The following is a 15,398-nucleotide window of genomic DNA, read 5'->3' as shown; positions in this document are numbered from 1 at the left end:
CGGTTGTGCTATTCCACTGACTTCAGCTCCCAGGTGTTGCCAATTTTCAGAAAAGTATACTTCTCTTCTGGGGCAAAACCCGCGAACGTTACTTTGGTTTTCTTGGGTGCACTCCGCTCTACCGGGTAAGAGAGGTTGACTGTGACATGGCGCAGGTTCTCTGCCCAGGAAACATGAACTACAAAGGCCCCATCGTCGAGCAGATCAGTACCGCTGATCCTGTAGGTGGCCGGCAAAGTATTAACAAATAGATAGGTTGTATTTTCAGTTTTGTTATTGCTGCTGCGGTTGGCCAGGAAGATCGAAGGTTTGGCCAAAGTATAGGCGTTGTAGGGGCCGGCAGATTCCAGGTCGAGGTTCAATGCCGGGCCCACGTTTTTTTTGAACCTGATAGTGGCGAACCCATTATTGAACTCGTATTCGTTTCTGAAATAAGATCGGAAATTCGTAAACCGGACGTGGTCATCCCTGATGTCATTAAGAGAAACGGCCTGCGCATTCAGCGATTGGAGCATTAATGCATGATCGTGCAAGATCTTGTCCTCGAGATTCTTTTGTCTTTGCAGGATACTCGTCTCGATGAGCCTTGTTGAGGGTGGAGCAGGTATGAGGCGTAATACGAAATACAAAGCCACCAGCGACACAAGAAGTATCCCCCAGAATCTTAATGCGTATGCGTTTTTGCGAACCCATTCTGTAAAAGACCTTATTTCTATTTCTTCTCTCAGTGCCTGAACAACGTGATCGATTCCTTTTTCATAATAAATAGCCCATTTGTCTGCGATAATGATGTCTTTTTGTTTGAGTGATTCGATAGACGTTTCATGTAGCACTGGCAGGATGACTTTCACCTTTTTGATGCTTTCGCGCGATTGCAGGGTGTTGAACTCCTTCATCGTCCAGTGCTTTTGCAGATATGTTGGCGTAAGAATGGCCACGCCGTAACGTGAACGTGCCATGTTTTTTTGAATGGTCGCCTCAAGGCTGTCTCCTGGTTTGAGCTCTTTCCCTGAATACCAGATGTTGAAGCCGGCATTTTCGAGCCTTGCACACAATTCTGCGCTGATGGGTCTGTCCTCTACTGCATGAGAAATAAAGACATCGTATTTGTATCGGGATGGCCACATAGGTATAAGCTTTGGCCGGCAATAAATGCTACAAGTGATCGTAACACCACCTTATTTTCCGAAGAACCTAAAATACTTTCCTGCGCTAAATGAATTTGAGCTTATCGATAAGCTTATCACGCATACCCTTGCTCATTTCTACGTGATGCTTTCCAAGCCTGATGATATTGCCTTCTATCTCAGTAATCTTGTTGGTGTTGATCACGTAAGAGCGATGAACCCTGATAAAATCCTTGTGACTGATCTGGTCAAGGATCTTGCCCATATTGTTGGATTGTGTATAGGTTTTTGTTTCGGTTACGATCCGGCAATACGCACGCCCCGCCTCCAGGTAAACAATATCATGATACGATACCTTTACGTGTTTGTCTCCATCTTTAATAAAGAAATGGTCTTTTAATACAGCCGCGGGCTTTGTTGTGTGCCGGTCACGCCAATTGTTGAAGGCGATTTGTATAGTTCTGATAAGGTCACCTTCACGGAAAGGCTTGCTCAGGTAAGTTTGTGGCGAGGTCTTGATCGCCCGGTTTACTTTGTCATTATCTTCGTAGTCGGATAGATAGACAATAGGGATATCGTTCTTTTCATGGATCATGTGTGCGGTAGAGATCCCGTCCAACGCACCTGACAGTTGAATGTCCATCAGGATGACGTCAGGCATTCGTTCTTCCAGTGATTGGATTGCATCTTCGCCACTGTTGCAGATGGCGGCAACGTCCATGTTGTGTTTCTTCAGCTTATTGGCGATATCCTCGGCCACTAGGCCGGCGTCTTCGACGATGAGCACATTTATCTTTTCCATTATGCCAGTGGTATGTTTAGGGTATAAGTTGTTCCGGATTCCGCTTCAATCGAATATTTTCCTTTCAGGTCTTTGATCAGAGTATCGACCATCTTTGTGCCGAACTTACTTTCTCGGCCTTGCTCGGAGATCACGATGCCATCACCGTTGTCTTGGATCATGATCCGCATCTCCGCGCTGCTCTCGCAATTGAGGCTTACCAGAAGTTCGGGGTGGTTTTGGTTAGCGTAGGCGTATTTGAAGGCATTGCTCACAAGCTCATTCAGGATGAGCCCAAGCGGAATGGCCTTGTCTACGTCTACCTGGATGTCCTGAATATTCAGGTTCAGTTTCAGATTCTTCTCATGGAAACCATAAGAATCCACAAGGGATTCTACCAGTTCTGTAACATACTCTTTGATGCTGATGTTGCGGTTCTCATTTTCATTGTAGAGGCGGCGGTGGATCAATGCCATCGCTTGTACCCGGCCCTCGTTGCTTTTTACGGCATGGATGGCGTTTTCGTCAGTGAGGTATTGTGATTGAAGGCTCAATACGCTAGAGAGGATCTGGAGATTGTTTTTTACACGATGGTGCAATTCCTTGAGAAGCATTTCAACGCTTCTTTTTCCCTTTTTTGCGGTGAGAAAGTTCTTATAGACCAGCAGCGCAATGATCACTAGCAAGATAAGACCGATCACAAGCGCTGAAATGAGTATTTCTCTGGCTTCGATCTCTGCCTGGTTCACTTTTTCCCGTTGCTCTAATAAAGTGATCTGTTGTTCCTTTTTTTCTGTTTCATAAGCAAGCTGCATTTCCAGCAGGCTTTCCATCTTTTCGACGGAGAGAAGGCTGTCCTTAATGACAAAAAGCTCATCTGCGTAACGAAGAACCTTTGTATTGTCACCCTTAGCCTTATATAGTGTTATCTTCAGCTCCAGAGTCTGGCGTAAGCGATCGAGGGCGCCAGTCTTTCGTACCAACGTCTCGGCCTCATCCAGGTAGCGTTCCGCTTGTTTAAGGTCTTGCGCCGATAATTTTAACCTGGCAAGACTGTTCAGTGTGATGACTTGCCCCGTTCTGTCATCGAACTCTTTTTTTATGGCTAGTGACTCTATAAGATAGGGTTCAGCCGCCTCCGGCCTGTTTAGAGAAAGTAGGGCGTCACCAATATTGCTTAACGTGCTGGCTACATCATCTTTGCCGTCATTGTTTCGTTTTATCTTTAGCGATCTATAGAGATTCGCCAATGCACTGTCATACAATTGCATCTCAAGGAAAGTCTCCCCAATATTATTATATGATTGGGCCACACCTTTCTGATAGTCAATTTGCTTTCTTACGGCCAATGCCATGCGGTGATATTCCAGTGCGTCCTGGTAGTCCTTGTTCTTTAGAAAGACAACGGCAATTGTAGTGTAGCAAGAAGCAAGGGCTCTATTTGGCTTTTGCTTGTCAAGCTTTGATAATTGGCTAAAACCGGCTTCGAGTGCTTTTTCATATAATCCGAGATCCTTGTAAATAATGCAGAGGTTGGCCTCTACGTTTGCCGCATTGATTGTATCATTAATAAGCATGAAGCTTTTTAACGCTTTATCATAGAAGCGAATACTGCTGTCGAGCAAGCTGGTTTTACTGTATACCACTCCCAGCCCGTTAAAGACACGCGCTTTAACATCTTCTTTCAGAGCGTCTTTTGCACTGATGGCCTGATGGTAATAGTATAGCGCGCTGTCGTATTTTTTTTGCTGCGAGAAATGGTATCCTATGAGGTATTGGTAGTAAGCCGTGCTTGCGGGGTCGCCCGCCAATGTTGAACTGTCCAACTTTGTTTTCAACATATCCAATGTCTGTTGGGCATGGCAATAAGCAGGCAAGCCAACAGTTAGCAGAAGCCAGCAGACAAATTTCATCGTATGAGGGGTATAGGGTGGGAGGGTCGATTGAATTTAATAAAAAAAATGAAAACGGTGAAGTCTGGTATAGCTTCACCGTTAAAAACGCTAGATTTTCAAGGAATCCAAGGGCACAGTGTTACCCCCCGGGCCAGGTGGAGGCGGCGGCGGAGGCGGAATGTCTATGGGATCGTCATCCTCGTCGCCGTCGTCTCTGAGAATCGGCTCTTCTGAACAGCTGAAGGCGGCAAGGCCTAAAAGCATAATGAAAGTATATCTCAATATTTTTTTCATTGTTTTTAAAAGTTTAGTTGTGAAACATTGTCCAGGCATGACTGTGAGGGCAGCACTTTTCCATGCGGGTCCTGGACCAGCAAGTGGAGTTTTGCTTGTTCATGCAGAAGCCTGTGACTTCAGATCATGGGTGGGGTGTCTAATGGTACGATCCACAATTGCGCTACCCATGAAAGCGCTTTCATGAATCGCCACCACTCAGACTGTTGATCGATCGATTATCAATTGATGGTTCAAAGATGCAGCACAACCGGTAGGAGATCGATGCCGAAACTTTCCCAAATGGCCTTGCGACTTTCCCAAATGTTCCCGAAATGTTCCCGTTATTTTTAGCTTCGTATATGAAGATCAAGGTCAAATATTTGAACAGAATCATTGATGCGCTCGTCACGAAGCACGATGAGACATATGAGCAAAAAGCAATGGGGCGTATAGCTGAGAAAATAGATGGCCTAGGTGATCAATATCTTTATAAAAAAATTTCTCAGCCTATTTCGAAGATGAAACCGGAGCAGGAAATTGGTTTGAATGAAGCTAAAGTGATGGCTTTGGTCAGACACCTGGGTTATCAAAATATAAAGGCCTTTACGAATGAAATGGACAACCCCTATAGCAGTCAGCTTAAGAGTTGCATCGGCACCTATTACACATACCTGAGGAAAAGCTCCAAAGAGGGCGCCTTGCTCCGTTCACCAGTAAGGGTCTTTGAAAAGAAGAATAAAATATGGATGGAGTTGCAGGGTAAAAGATTGAACTACCTGGGTGAGATGAAACTACAGCATGGCTATCTGTCTGTATTGCTTCAAAATGAAAATGGGAAACAATTCTATCACGGGTATAAGATCGGTGCAATGGAGGAGCCACTGGTGCTCCAAGGAATCTTTTCAGGTGTAACCTCAACTTTCGATCCGATAGGGGGGAGGGTAATATTGGTACGGGTAGAAGGAAAAAAATTTAATGAACTGAAGATTGGTGAGTTGAAAATAAGCGCCATGAAAAGGTCGGACGACACAGGTGAAGTGGCTCTCGCTGAATACCTTGAAGATATCGCTCGAAATAATTTAAGCATTAATAAAACGACGTCGTTCGGTTTTGGGGATTTGACGTGAAGAAAGCGACAAGAGAAGTGAATGTTGAAGACTGGACCGCTATTCTGGGAAATCAATATAAGTCTTTCGGAAATAAGAATTGTTACATACATCCGATCGTGTGAAATTGATCGATCATTAAATTAAAATGGAAATATATGGCACACGAAATTTCATGTATCAATAAGTCGGACCGTCAGAACGCGCACGAAAGAATATTGAATATAGGAGGAAGAAATGCGGATGGTACGTCTTGGAAAATAAGCCAGGCTGAGGCCATCGATGGCATTGAGTCAGGTAAATGGCAGTTTTATGTTTACCGGGCGGGTTCTCGTGTAAATGTGATTGTAGCTACAAGTAGATACGGGAACAAATACATCAAAACTGAAAGCGATGGCGAACAACCTAATAATCTGCTTAGCCTTCCGGAATGTGTCTAGTTTTCGCAGAATGATTTTACCCATTTCAATCGTAATCATAAAAAATCATAACGCTTCAATCCCTACATCACCCGTGTAGGCAAAGAGGTGTTCTACATTGTGAAGTTGCTTGACGATTTCCAGAGATTTTTCTTTGCCGCAGAGCACGCCGGTTGTGTTAGGCGCAAACGCGGCGAGGTTGTCGCCTAAAATAGATTCAATGGTTGGTATCTGGACACTAACAGGTTCACCTGAAAGAAGAAGCCAGCTGCATCTAATTGGTATGGCGCTGGTTTTTGGATATTGTGCAATTCGAAATCCTGTTTACTGCGGAAAGATAAGCGTGAATTGATCGGTTCATCTATCCTGAAAAACTCACTTTTGACGGAACTGCTTTTCGAACCACTCGCGTGAACGAAGCGGTGCAGATAATTAATATGATTGACAGGGAGTTAGATCAAAATAAACAAGACAAGATCTGAAATCTTCAAACTTGTCCTGTCAAGTCGGGATGACTGGATTACCTTCGGTGATCCTGGAAGGGGTGGCCTAAAACCATCAAGCCTTCGTTCGCTGCGCTCACTTACGGGCTTTTTATTTCTTCATTCGCTCAAGCGAGGCGCTTGGCTCTTTACGAAATAAAAAAGCCCGTTCCGCTGTCGCGGAAGGGCTTGATGGTTTTGTCGGGATGACTGGATTCGAACCAGCGACCTCTACGTCCCGAACGTAGCGCACTACCGGGCTGTGCTACATCCCGTTTATCCCGGCTGCAAAAATAATCATTCTGACAAATTCTCATCACAATCCGCATTTTTGAATCAAATTTTAGTGCAGAATTGGGGTTGGGCAGCTCAAAAAATAGGGTTATCTAGCATTCAACTGTATAATTAATGACTGACTTTAAACTATTCTTACCCGGCAGCCATCCTGTGAGGACGTATTATAGTTTTTTGTCCTAAACAACCTCAACCTCATGAAAAAGCACATCCTGTTCTTCGTATTGATCATAGCCGCTGTTATGAATCACGCCCAGGCTCAGACCGCGCCCGTGAAGGTCGGCACCGCTGATGTAAACTACATCCTCAGCCAGCTGCCCGCCATCAAAAAAGTGGAGGCCGAGCTCAAGGACATGGAAGGCAAGCTGACCACCCAGATAGAAGCTAAAAATGAGGAGCTCAAGAAAAGATACCTGGCCTTTATAAATGAGGGCGGCAGCCTGGCTGACCCTGTTAAAGAAAGCACCCAAAATGAGCTTCAGCAGGCCAGCGAAAACCTGGAACAGCTTAAGCGCGACGCCCAAACCAGCCTTCAGAACAAGCACCAGCAGCTGATGCAACCCATTTATAAAAGTGTGGGAGAAGCTATTACGGCTGTTGGCAAGGAAAACGGCTTCACCGTGATACTCAGTCAGCAGGTAGGCGGCCTGGATGTAGTGCTTTTTGCCGATGCCTCCATCGATGTTTCAGACCTGGTGCTGAAGAAAATGGGCGTCACACCCACACCACCCGCGGCCAAAACCGCTGCCGGTAAAAGCCAGCCTAAACAGTAAAACGTTATCCAAAGCCCGTTTTTGGGTAATGGAACGTGTTATTGGCTAACCCATTTTATACGATTTTTTCGGTCATTGAATTAAAAAACAAGTGCAACTCTGCACCAGAAATGCGGATGCGAATATCTTTGTTTTTGCTTCACAAGAGATGATGGATAAAGTTTCTCCCCGCATCAAACAGATTGATCTCCACCTCAAAGACCGTGTGTTCTACGTCGAATATTTTATCAGGCCCGGCAACAAAGACACCATCCTTTTTGTACACGGGCTGGGCGGTGCCAAAGAGAACTTCTGGGAATCGTGTAAAAGCAGTGCCCTGGCAGATTATACCCTGATCTGTTTTGATAACCCGGGCAGCGGCAACTCTACTTATTATGACGACCTCTCGCTGAATGTAGACGACCTCGCCACCATCACCGCACAGTTTGTGGACAAGCTCAACCTGAGGGATTTTATTCTCGTGGGCACCAGCATGGGTGGCCTCATCACCATGTTGTACCTGCGCCTTGGCGGCGAGCAGAAAGTGAAAGCTTACATCAACATCGAAGGTAATTTTATGCCTGAAGATTGTATGTTCTCCAGCAAAGTTGTGGTTCATGATTACGATAACTTCAGCAAGAACATCTTTCCAGCCGTGGTGCGTGAAATGAAAAAACGGAAGAACGCAGGGTATCACATCATTGCCAACAACCTCGAGATCAATACACACATCAGGTCATATTACGATTATAGTTTTCAGACGGTGCAGTATTCCGCCAGTGGCGAGCTCCTGACCCAATACCTGGCCATGCGCATCCCCCGGCTCTTTATCTATGGCGATGAGAACACAAGCCTGTCTTACATCCCTGTGCTCGTTGAAAAAGGAATGAAAACAGAGATGATCTCTGGCAGCAACCACTTTATTTTTTACGACAACCCGAAAGAGCTTTACGAGAAGATCGCCACCTTTGCCGAGGGGTTATAACTGAATTTAGTTACGCTGAACGGCACATCATTCCAAAAGTACAATGCACGACTTTGAGAATAAAGAATTGGATCTGAGAGGTAAGATCCAGGGCCCGGCGCCCGTTCAGGCAGAAGGAACTGTGAACGGTTTCCCATTCTATTTCAGAGCGAGGCACGACCAATGGACATTTGCGATCTCCGAAAATCCGGGGATGGATCCTGTAGACATACAGATGGATGAGCAGGGCAAAAAATACGGTTTTTTCGCAGAGGGACGCGTAGGCGGTGAATGGGACTATGCAGCCAGTTATTTGGATGATAACAGGGCGATAGTCATAATAGAAAGATGTGCCCGTGAATATCTTGACGGCAAATAAGCGAGAAGTTAGCACCCCGGAGTTCCGTCAAAAAAAAGAGGTTGCCATAACAGCAACCTCGTTCAGTGAATCAGCTTATTATTTAGATAGAGCAGCTACTGCCATCCCTTCCATAATAAGTCATGGTGCCAGACATGTATGGATTGCTGGCATTTGCCGCTAATCGATAGGGGAAGGAGTAACTGGTGCTGAGCGTAGTTTGCAGGTCGCCTCCTGTGCCAACATCTACTATGAAAGAACCCCAGTCAGGACCTACATCAACACTTCCATAGATATACAGCTGACTTGTTCTCTTGCCAGACCAGATGCCAAGCCTTTTCTCCTGGTTGGTAGCGTAGATGTTTACGTAGGCCGACCAATACAACTGACCGTCGGTCACCATCTGAGCAAGATGCAGGTCAATATTTCCCTTTACACGTTGCCCGCCTCCGGAGGTGTAGCCTGTGCAGCTTGAGTTACCGGTAAAGGCTATTTTGATGTCTTTGGGATTGATTTTTATTCTGGTAAATGTTATCACCAGAATTTTTTGAGACGGATCGCTCACAGAATATTTTTCCAGTTGTGCGATCTTCGACTCGTCACCATCCTGTATTTCTTTGATCGAGCCACTTCTGTATTCGAAAATTGAGTTGCCGATCTTGACGAAGCCTTTCTCATTCACAAATGAAGATAAATGTCTCTCTGTGTGAGGCGGTAAATTGGGCTGCATAACGTCTTCACGCACAAAAGCGAGTGCTTCGGCATGCTGCTGAACAAATGCGGAATGCTCACCTGGCTTTCCTCCATTGTCAAGGAATATCTCCTCTTCAAGGGTGGCTTTTTCATAAATCGAACGTATGGAAATAAATCCTGGTAAAGACTTTTCCCATTCGTTCAATTGATCTGGTGACATTGCATCGAGTTGCTGACTGACCTTGTTGTAAGCCAGCTTGTCGGCGAATTCGAGCATACCATTCCGGACCTTTACGGGACTGACATCGGTACGTTGAAGATTGGGTTCATCCGCACAGGAGATTGCTACAACAAAAGCGAGGAGCAAAATTGATTTTGTTAATGTTTTTGGGTTCATTTTTTGTGAATTTTAGTTAGTAATAAAATCAATGGAAATAATTTATGAAAAGAAGTTCAAAAATGAATACGCCTGACGACGATTGAACTTCTGCGTCGATCAAACCCCGGAGCTTTGATGACACAACCCCATGGGTACTCCTTTTTGAGTACGTAGTGTAGGACATCAAACCCACTCGCTATTGGCCAGCAATGGTATTATCTGGCAGGTACGTAATTCCAGCGGAGCTCTTGTAATTGCCGAAGTCGTCCCGCCCCGGGCTGTGCTGCGGGGTGTTGGGGTAAATATCCCGCTTGTGAGCATGGCGGAATGGGGCTTTTTTATTAAAAAAATTATCCCCGGAACTGTATCTTTTCGCGACTCCAGTCATTATAGCTTTAAAAAAAGGATATCCCTTGAATTCAGACACCCGAATCGATCGAGAACCACTTTCCGAAGAGGAGGTCATTCAGAAGGCGAAAAGCGACCCTGAGGCCTTCAGGAGTATCTATGAGAAATATTTTAAGCGGATATTTCTCTTTGTGCTCCACCGGGTGGGTGATAAGGACCTTTCGGCTGACATCACCTCGCAGGTATTCCTGAAAGCGCTGCAAAAACTTCATCAGTACCAACCGAGGGGATTGCCGTTTTCATCGTGGCTGTTCCGGATCGCGGCCAATGAATGCCTCGACTTCTTCCGTCGCCATAAAAGAGTGCGCTGGATCGTGCTGGAAGATAAGCACGCAGACCTGCTGTATGAAGAGATGTTTGGCAACGAAATGATCAACGAATTGAAGAGTCGGCTTCCGCTGATCCTGGAAAAGCTTACACCCGATGAGCTGCAACTGATCGAGCTGCGATTTATGGAAAGCAGACCTTTTAAAGAAGTGGCGGAGATCGTAGGCGTATCTGAAACCTACGCCAAGGTGAGAACTTACAGGGTGTTGGACAAGATCAAAAAATTGTTCATCGGGTCGCGAAAGGCCTGACCGATATATGCCATAAAAACAGTCCCTGCCGGGATCTGATTCAAAAAAAATTATTCACCTCATGAACAACAAAATAAGGATCATGAATGCAAAGCCGGAGATCACAGATGGAGAAATTCAGTCCTATATGGATTTCGATAAATTGCTCAGGCAAAAGGCGGAAGCTAAAGATTCTCATAAGCGCCGGCTTATCAAACGTATCGGCCTCGGTGCATCAGGCGCGGCGTTGCTGGCGATCTGGTTTTTTTATCAACCTTTAAAGGAGACCCCCTCCACGGACGAGACAGGCAGTGAAGCACAGCAAAGTGTTCAGGCACCCCTGAACACAGCGCACGACTCTGTCTTCTCTTCCGGTGTTGATCAGCCATCTTCCGGCAATGTCCGTCAGCAGAAGAAGCCCACGGCGAACAACAATAAAACAGGGACAGCAGAAAAAGTGAACACGCCGGCAAAAGTGGAAGCAACGGTGAAAGCAGACTCAGCTACTAAAATAGGCGACATGGTCAGGCCAATGCCAGTCTATGCACAGCCTGAACCCGTGGATGGATACCCCGCCCTGTACACGTATTTCAGTCAGGAACTGACCTACCCCGCAGAAGCTGTTGCCGATTCCATCCAGGGAGTGGTCACGGTTGTGTTCTCGATCAACCCGGAAGGCCGGCCCGAAAAGATCACCATCGAGCAATCTCTGGGCGTGCCTTTCGATCGGGAGGCGATCAGGGTTATCGAAAACATGCCGTTGTGGAAACCCGCCACCTATAACGGTAAACCCGTTGCCAGTAAGATCTCGCTCCCATTGACTTTCAACATTAAAAAAATAAAGACCCCTTGATCATGAAAACATTTATTCTCATTGCAGCCCTGTCGCTCAGCAGCCTGCAGCATTACGCCCAGCAGTTTGAGCTACGATCGCAGGTAGCCTTGCCTCCCTCTGTTGTTGGCAGTGAGCTGGTGTGGGCCGATATCGATAACGATAGTTTATTGGATGTACTGGTGATCGGCACCGCACTCGATGAAAAGCAGTTCATACTGTTGTACAAGGTCGATACCATACCCTCTGACACCATACCGAGGGCGATCCTGAAAGACAGCCTCGACGCGGCCGTGAAGCACCTCTCTTATTATCTGACAGACGCAGACCTGGATAACGATATGGATATCCTTTTATCCGGAGAATGGGATGATGGACCTGCAACGATGCTGGCCGTGAATGAAGGAGATTTCAATTTTGTGCTGGAGCCCTTTCTCGAACGATCGGGCCGTATTTTGAAGATGGCAGACCTGGACCAGGACGGCCGCCACGAGCTGATGCTGGCGGAAGGATGGGGCGACACTACAACGGTATCCATCTGCAAGCAGACACCCACGGGATGGGAGACCGCCCGTGAATGGACCGATACCGATCTCGCTTCGCTGGAAGTATTTGATTTTGACCGCGACGGATTCAATGATCTGTTCATCAGCGGCACGGCGGGCGACAGCATTGTCTGTCAACTGTTCCTTGGCCGGGGTGATCTCACTTTCGCCTCCACTGCTGTGGATTACCGTGTAGCCGGAAGAACATCCCTGGCCGATGTAGATGGCAACGGATATTTTGATCTCCTGCTTGCCGGAAAAGATGCATCGGGCCGTGATACCACACTGGTGGTGTTCAATGATAAGGGTGTGCTTGTAGCAGGTGATTCCTTGCCGGCATTAAATAACACACAAGTCTTTGCTGCTGACCTGAATTCAGATGGCAAATGTGACATCCACCTGTATGGCACGGATGCATTTGGCAACAAAGTGAATGTGATCCGGTACGACAACGCAGCCTACGATACACTCAGCATCGATGGCCTGCAGGCGCAACGTTTTGGTGACCTTGACCGTGATGGCGACCTTGACCTGGCACAAAGCATTACCACCACTACGGGGTTGGCACTGGTGCTCTATGAGAATATGGCATCCACTGTCAACGAGCCTCCGCAGGCACCGCACAACCCCATTGCGTTAACGATCTTCAACCGGCTCTTTCTCTATTGGGATAAACCGCTGGACGATCACACAGACTCTGTATCCCTTACGTATGATCTCATGGTACAAGTGCCCGGGCAGGAACTGATAGCGGGTGAGTTCGACTACGCCTATCTCAAACGCCTTACTGTAAGCCATGGCAACAACGGCAACCGGAACTTTGCACTGCTGCGTGCGCCGGCGTCGCCAACCTATTTGTTCGGTGTAATGGCGGTCGATAATTCCTTTCATAGCGGCGGCGATGGCGGGGGCATGTGCAATGGTGTGTCGATCCATTGTACTGCATTGGAATACGAGCCCGTCGAAGCCTGCCGCAATGAGGTCCTGACTCTCAGCGCTCCCGGCGATGCCCTCTGGTTTTCTTTTTCGAAAGGATACCTGGCCCAGGCAGATCATCTCGACTTCAGCACCGAAACCTCGGATACAGTGTTTTACGTGCTCCCTCAACGCGGCGCGGGGTGCTCTTCCATAAAGGCTTACACTTTTCAGATCATGGAGAAGCTTGCTAAGAAGACAGAGACCACAAAAGTTGTATGCGAGGGGCAACCCGTGACCTTTGATACCGAACCAGGATGGCAGCATGTGGAATGGAGCAGTGTGGCGAAAGGTTTCATCTCGAACAAGCCTTCCATTGTTTTTACACCCACCTTGAATGATACGCTCAGGGTTAACCTGGATAACGGCACAGGATGTTTGCTGCAACGAAACACCATCTTCAAATTCAGCAAACCTTCCATCTCACTGAACGGTGAAACGTTCCAGATCCTGAGAGGGTCACAGGTACAGCTCGGCGCAACAGGCGGGGATGAGTATCTTTGGTCACCGTCAGCGGGACTGAACTTTCAGAATATTCCCGACCCGGTTGCCTCTCCGCGCGCCAATACAACGTATAACCTCACCGTTAAGGATTCTTTGGGCTGCGCTGCCCAGGCAAAGGTGGTGGTGATTGTGGAAGTGGCCGCTTTTGTGCCCAACCTTTTTACGCCCAATGACGACGGCAAGAATGATGAGCTCAGGATCTTCGGACTGGAGCAGGTAAAGGATTTTACGTTCACCATCCGGAACCGCGAAGGGAGTCTTGTATATGAGACACGCAACATCACCGATGCCGCCAATATTGGCTGGAATGGTACACTGCATGGTAATCAGCAGCCCGCGGGTGTCTATCACTGGAAGGTGAACGGCCAGTACCCCAGCGGAAGAAAGCTGCTGCTGAATGGAAAAAGTTCTGGCTTCATTGTGCTCATCCGCTGATGATGGCGCGCAGCATCATATTGGCATGCCTGGTCATGACCGCGGAATGGGCGTGCGGGCAGTATTTCCAGTACAGTCAGTACAACTTTGCCTCGCAGCGGATCAATCCGGCCATCGTAGCTTCGTCCAGCTATGCATCGCTGGGATTACTCTATCGCCAGCAGGCTACCGGTGGCGATGTGGACCTGAAGAGCAGCTTCGTTTCGGCAGTGTACCCGATGCTCAACCGGAGAACGGGCCAACGGTGGGCAGGTATTGGCGTGACCGCGATGGACGACCGGGCCGACGCTATTTTTAAAACACAGGAAGCGTCGCTCTCGTATGCCCTGAATATTCCATTGAGCCGTTTCACCACGCTCTCGCTTGGTATGAAAGGCCTTTACCTGCAAAGAAGGATCAACCTCGATGGATTATATACCGGCGAGCAGTTTATTTCCGACCGCGGGTTCGATCGCTCCATCGCCAATGGAGAAAACCTTCATTACCTCCGTTCTGATTTTTTCACGTTCAGCACTGGCATGTACTGGCAGCAGACCGACCGCGCGGGAGACAGGGTGGCTTATTTTGGACTCTCCTTATTTGACTTTAACAGACCCGACGATTCGTTTGCAGGCGTTCAAAGCCAGCTCAGCTCAACAATGGTGTTCAACGGCGGTGTCAGGATCTATCATGATGGGCAGCTTTCGTTTTCACCCGAGCTACTGTTTACGAGAAGTGCCTCCAACAACGTGATCAACATGGGTGCTGTTACCAGCTACGTCGTCAATCCTACAGCCAAAGTGCAGTACGTACGCATCGATATTCTTACCAAATACGTTGCAGGACGATCCGGTATCCTGGGATTACAATGGCACAGTGAAAATTTTTCCATCGGATGCAGCTATGATTTTCCTGTGGGGCAGAAAAATGCCGGCAATACCAGCGCCTTTGAAGTAGGACTTGAGTTGAGAAAGCTGGTAGACCACAAGTTCAAGCGCAAGGTTATTGCCAGGAAGAAAAATCAACCAGTGCCGAACCGTGCCAGGGCCGGCACCAGCACAACAGCGAAAAAGACAGTTGCAACGAAGATCACGCCACCAGGTTCCCGTGCAACAGCAGCACTGTCGGGTGTGCAGGCTGAGTACAAAGCAGATTCTGCCATCAGCACACCCTCGCAAAAAGTGCAGGCAGATATCAAGACCACCCTGCGGCATAAGCAGGATTCGGTGCTGACCCACGCCGAAGCCGGTGCGGTAGATCATGAACCTTTTGTGGTTGAAAAGGTGACGTTGCATTTCAATTTTGAGTTCAATAGCAGCGATCTGGACGAACCTTCCGGGCAGTATCTGGACGAGCTCGCCGAAGCGTTAGCAGAGAACGAACACCTCAGGATCAGGCTCACAGGCCACACTGACAATATAGGCTCCGCCAAATTCAACCAGCGCCTTTCGTTATTCCGCGCGAATACCATCAAGCAGTACCTCGTAGAAAAAGGTCTCGACCCTGAACGAGTCGAGACCGAAGGCAAGGGGTTAACGGAGCCCCTCAATGAGAACAAAACGGATGAAGAGCGCGCCCGCAACAGGAGGGTTGAGCTGACCATACTGTACGAGGATTAGCGTGCGGCCTCTTTACAA

The 15,398-nt window shown here is 47.6% G+C and carries 13 protein-coding genes and 1 tRNA gene; 9 read left to right on the top strand and 5 right to left on the bottom strand.

Annotation, left to right across the window (positions count from 1 at the left end; all coding sequences use genetic code 11):
- Positions 1-8 precede the first annotated feature (8 nt).
- From KK083_RS04785 to KK083_RS04775, 3 genes are all read right to left on the bottom strand, one after another.
- Entirely contained in the window at positions 9-1,127 is a 1,119-nt protein-coding gene (locus KK083_RS04785) for a toll/interleukin-1 receptor domain-containing protein (RefSeq protein ID WP_254161228.1), read from the bottom strand.
- Positions 1,128-1,212: 85 nt separating this feature from the next.
- The gene (locus tag KK083_RS04780) at positions 1,213-1,929 is read right to left on the bottom strand and encodes a LytR/AlgR family response regulator transcription factor (RefSeq protein WP_254161226.1); all 717 of its coding nucleotides are present in this window, start codon (positions 1,927-1,929) and stop codon (positions 1,213-1,215) included.
- Positions 1,929-3,821 (bottom strand): tetratricopeptide repeat protein, encoded by a 1,893-nt coding sequence (locus KK083_RS04775; protein WP_254161224.1) that lies wholly within the window; start codon positions 3,819-3,821, stop codon positions 1,929-1,931. Before KK083_RS04775 ends, KK083_RS04780 begins: the two co-directional genes overlap by 1 nt.
- Before the next feature lie 617 nt (positions 3,822-4,438).
- Here KK083_RS04775 and KK083_RS04770 point away from each other — a divergent pair.
- Positions 4,439-5,206 (top strand): hypothetical protein, encoded by a 768-nt coding sequence (locus tag KK083_RS04770; RefSeq protein WP_254161222.1) that lies wholly within the window; start codon positions 4,439-4,441, stop codon positions 5,204-5,206.
- A 137-nt stretch (positions 5,207-5,343) separates the two neighbouring features.
- Positions 5,344-5,625: a DUF3892 domain-containing protein gene (locus KK083_RS04765; RefSeq protein ID WP_254161221.1), complete on the top strand. Its 282-nt coding sequence runs from the start codon at positions 5,344-5,346 to the stop codon at positions 5,623-5,625.
- Positions 5,626-6,287: 662 nt separating this feature from the next.
- Here the strand turns inward: KK083_RS04765 and KK083_RS04760 are convergent.
- Positions 6,288-6,361: transfer RNA gene (locus tag KK083_RS04760), tRNA-Pro, on the bottom strand.
- Between the two features lie 216 nt (positions 6,362-6,577).
- Here KK083_RS04760 and KK083_RS04755 point away from each other — a divergent pair.
- The 3 genes from KK083_RS04755 (at position 6,578) to KK083_RS04745 (ending at position 8,475) form a co-directional block, all read left to right on the top strand.
- Positions 6,578-7,153: an OmpH/Skp family outer membrane protein gene (locus KK083_RS04755; protein WP_254161219.1), complete on the top strand. Its 576-nt coding sequence runs from the start codon at positions 6,578-6,580 to the stop codon at positions 7,151-7,153.
- 91 nt (positions 7,154-7,244) lie between these two features.
- Positions 7,245-8,117 (top strand): alpha/beta fold hydrolase, encoded by an 873-nt coding sequence (locus KK083_RS04750; protein WP_254161216.1) that lies wholly within the window; start codon positions 7,245-7,247, stop codon positions 8,115-8,117.
- 43 nt (positions 8,118-8,160) lie between these two features.
- Positions 8,161-8,475: a hypothetical protein gene (locus tag KK083_RS04745; protein ID WP_254161214.1), complete on the top strand. Its 315-nt coding sequence runs from the start codon at positions 8,161-8,163 to the stop codon at positions 8,473-8,475.
- A gap of 82 nt (positions 8,476-8,557) precedes the next feature.
- Here the strand turns inward: KK083_RS04745 and KK083_RS04740 are convergent, their stop codons facing one another.
- On the bottom strand, positions 8,558-9,544 hold the full coding sequence (locus KK083_RS04740) for a DUF4848 domain-containing protein (RefSeq protein WP_254161212.1): 987 nt from the start codon (positions 9,542-9,544) through the stop codon (positions 8,558-8,560).
- A gap of 395 nt (positions 9,545-9,939) precedes the next feature.
- On the opposite strand from KK083_RS04740, the gene KK083_RS04735 reads away from it, so the two are divergent.
- The 4 genes from KK083_RS04735 to KK083_RS04720 all read left to right on the top strand — a co-directional run bounded on the left by KK083_RS04735 (position 9,940) and on the right by KK083_RS04720 (position 15,380).
- Entirely contained in the window at positions 9,940-10,512 is a 573-nt protein-coding gene (locus KK083_RS04735) for an RNA polymerase sigma factor (protein ID WP_254161211.1), read from the top strand.
- Positions 10,513-10,573: 61 nt separating this feature from the next.
- Positions 10,574-11,344, top strand: a complete 771-nt coding sequence (locus KK083_RS04730) for an energy transducer TonB (RefSeq protein ID WP_254161209.1) — start codon at positions 10,574-10,576, stop codon at positions 11,342-11,344.
- 2 nt (positions 11,345-11,346) lie between these two features.
- The gene (locus KK083_RS04725) at positions 11,347-13,782 is read left to right on the top strand and encodes a T9SS type B sorting domain-containing protein (protein ID WP_254161207.1); all 2,436 of its coding nucleotides are present in this window, start codon (positions 11,347-11,349) and stop codon (positions 13,780-13,782) included.
- Positions 13,782-15,380 (top strand): PorP/SprF family type IX secretion system membrane protein, encoded by a 1,599-nt coding sequence (locus KK083_RS04720; RefSeq protein WP_254161205.1) that lies wholly within the window; start codon positions 13,782-13,784, stop codon positions 15,378-15,380. Before KK083_RS04725 ends, KK083_RS04720 begins: the two co-directional genes overlap by 1 nt.
- The last annotated feature ends 18 nt before the right edge of the window (positions 15,381-15,398 follow it).

The sequence above is a fragment of the Chryseosolibacter histidinae genome (assembly GCF_018598225.1).
Classification (GTDB): Bacteria; Bacteroidota; Bacteroidia; order Cytophagales; family Cyclobacteriaceae; genus Chryseosolibacter; species Chryseosolibacter histidini.
Note: the sequence above shows the minus strand (reverse complement) of the source record. Positions and strands in the feature narration are given on the sequence as shown.

Bases quoted from the DNA above. Each gene is read 5' to 3' on its own strand.
- KK083_RS04785 (WP_254161228.1), bottom strand. From the start codon at position 1,127: ATGTGGCCATCCCGATACAAATACGATGTCTTTATTTCTCATGCAGTA.
- KK083_RS04780 (WP_254161226.1), bottom strand. From the start codon at position 1,929: ATGGAAAAGATAAATGTGCTCATCGTCGAAGACGCCGGCCTAGTGGCC.
- KK083_RS04775 (WP_254161224.1), bottom strand. From the start codon at position 3,821: ATGAAATTTGTCTGCTGGCTTCTGCTAACTGTTGGCTTGCCTGCTTAT.
- KK083_RS04770 (WP_254161222.1), top strand. From the start codon at position 4,439: ATGAAGATCAAGGTCAAATATTTGAACAGAATCATTGATGCGCTCGTC.
- KK083_RS04765 (WP_254161221.1), top strand. From the start codon at position 5,344: ATGGCACACGAAATTTCATGTATCAATAAGTCGGACCGTCAGAACGCG.
- KK083_RS04755 (WP_254161219.1), top strand. From the start codon at position 6,578: ATGAAAAAGCACATCCTGTTCTTCGTATTGATCATAGCCGCTGTTATG.
- KK083_RS04745 (WP_254161214.1), top strand. From the start codon at position 8,161: ATGCACGACTTTGAGAATAAAGAATTGGATCTGAGAGGTAAGATCCAG.
- KK083_RS04740 (WP_254161212.1), bottom strand. From the start codon at position 9,544: ATGAACCCAAAAACATTAACAAAATCAATTTTGCTCCTCGCTTTTGTT.
- KK083_RS04730 (WP_254161209.1), top strand. From the start codon at position 10,574: ATGAACAACAAAATAAGGATCATGAATGCAAAGCCGGAGATCACAGAT.
- KK083_RS04725 (WP_254161207.1), top strand. From the start codon at position 11,347: ATGAAAACATTTATTCTCATTGCAGCCCTGTCGCTCAGCAGCCTGCAG.
- KK083_RS04720 (WP_254161205.1), top strand. From the start codon at position 13,782: ATGATGGCGCGCAGCATCATATTGGCATGCCTGGTCATGACCGCGGAA.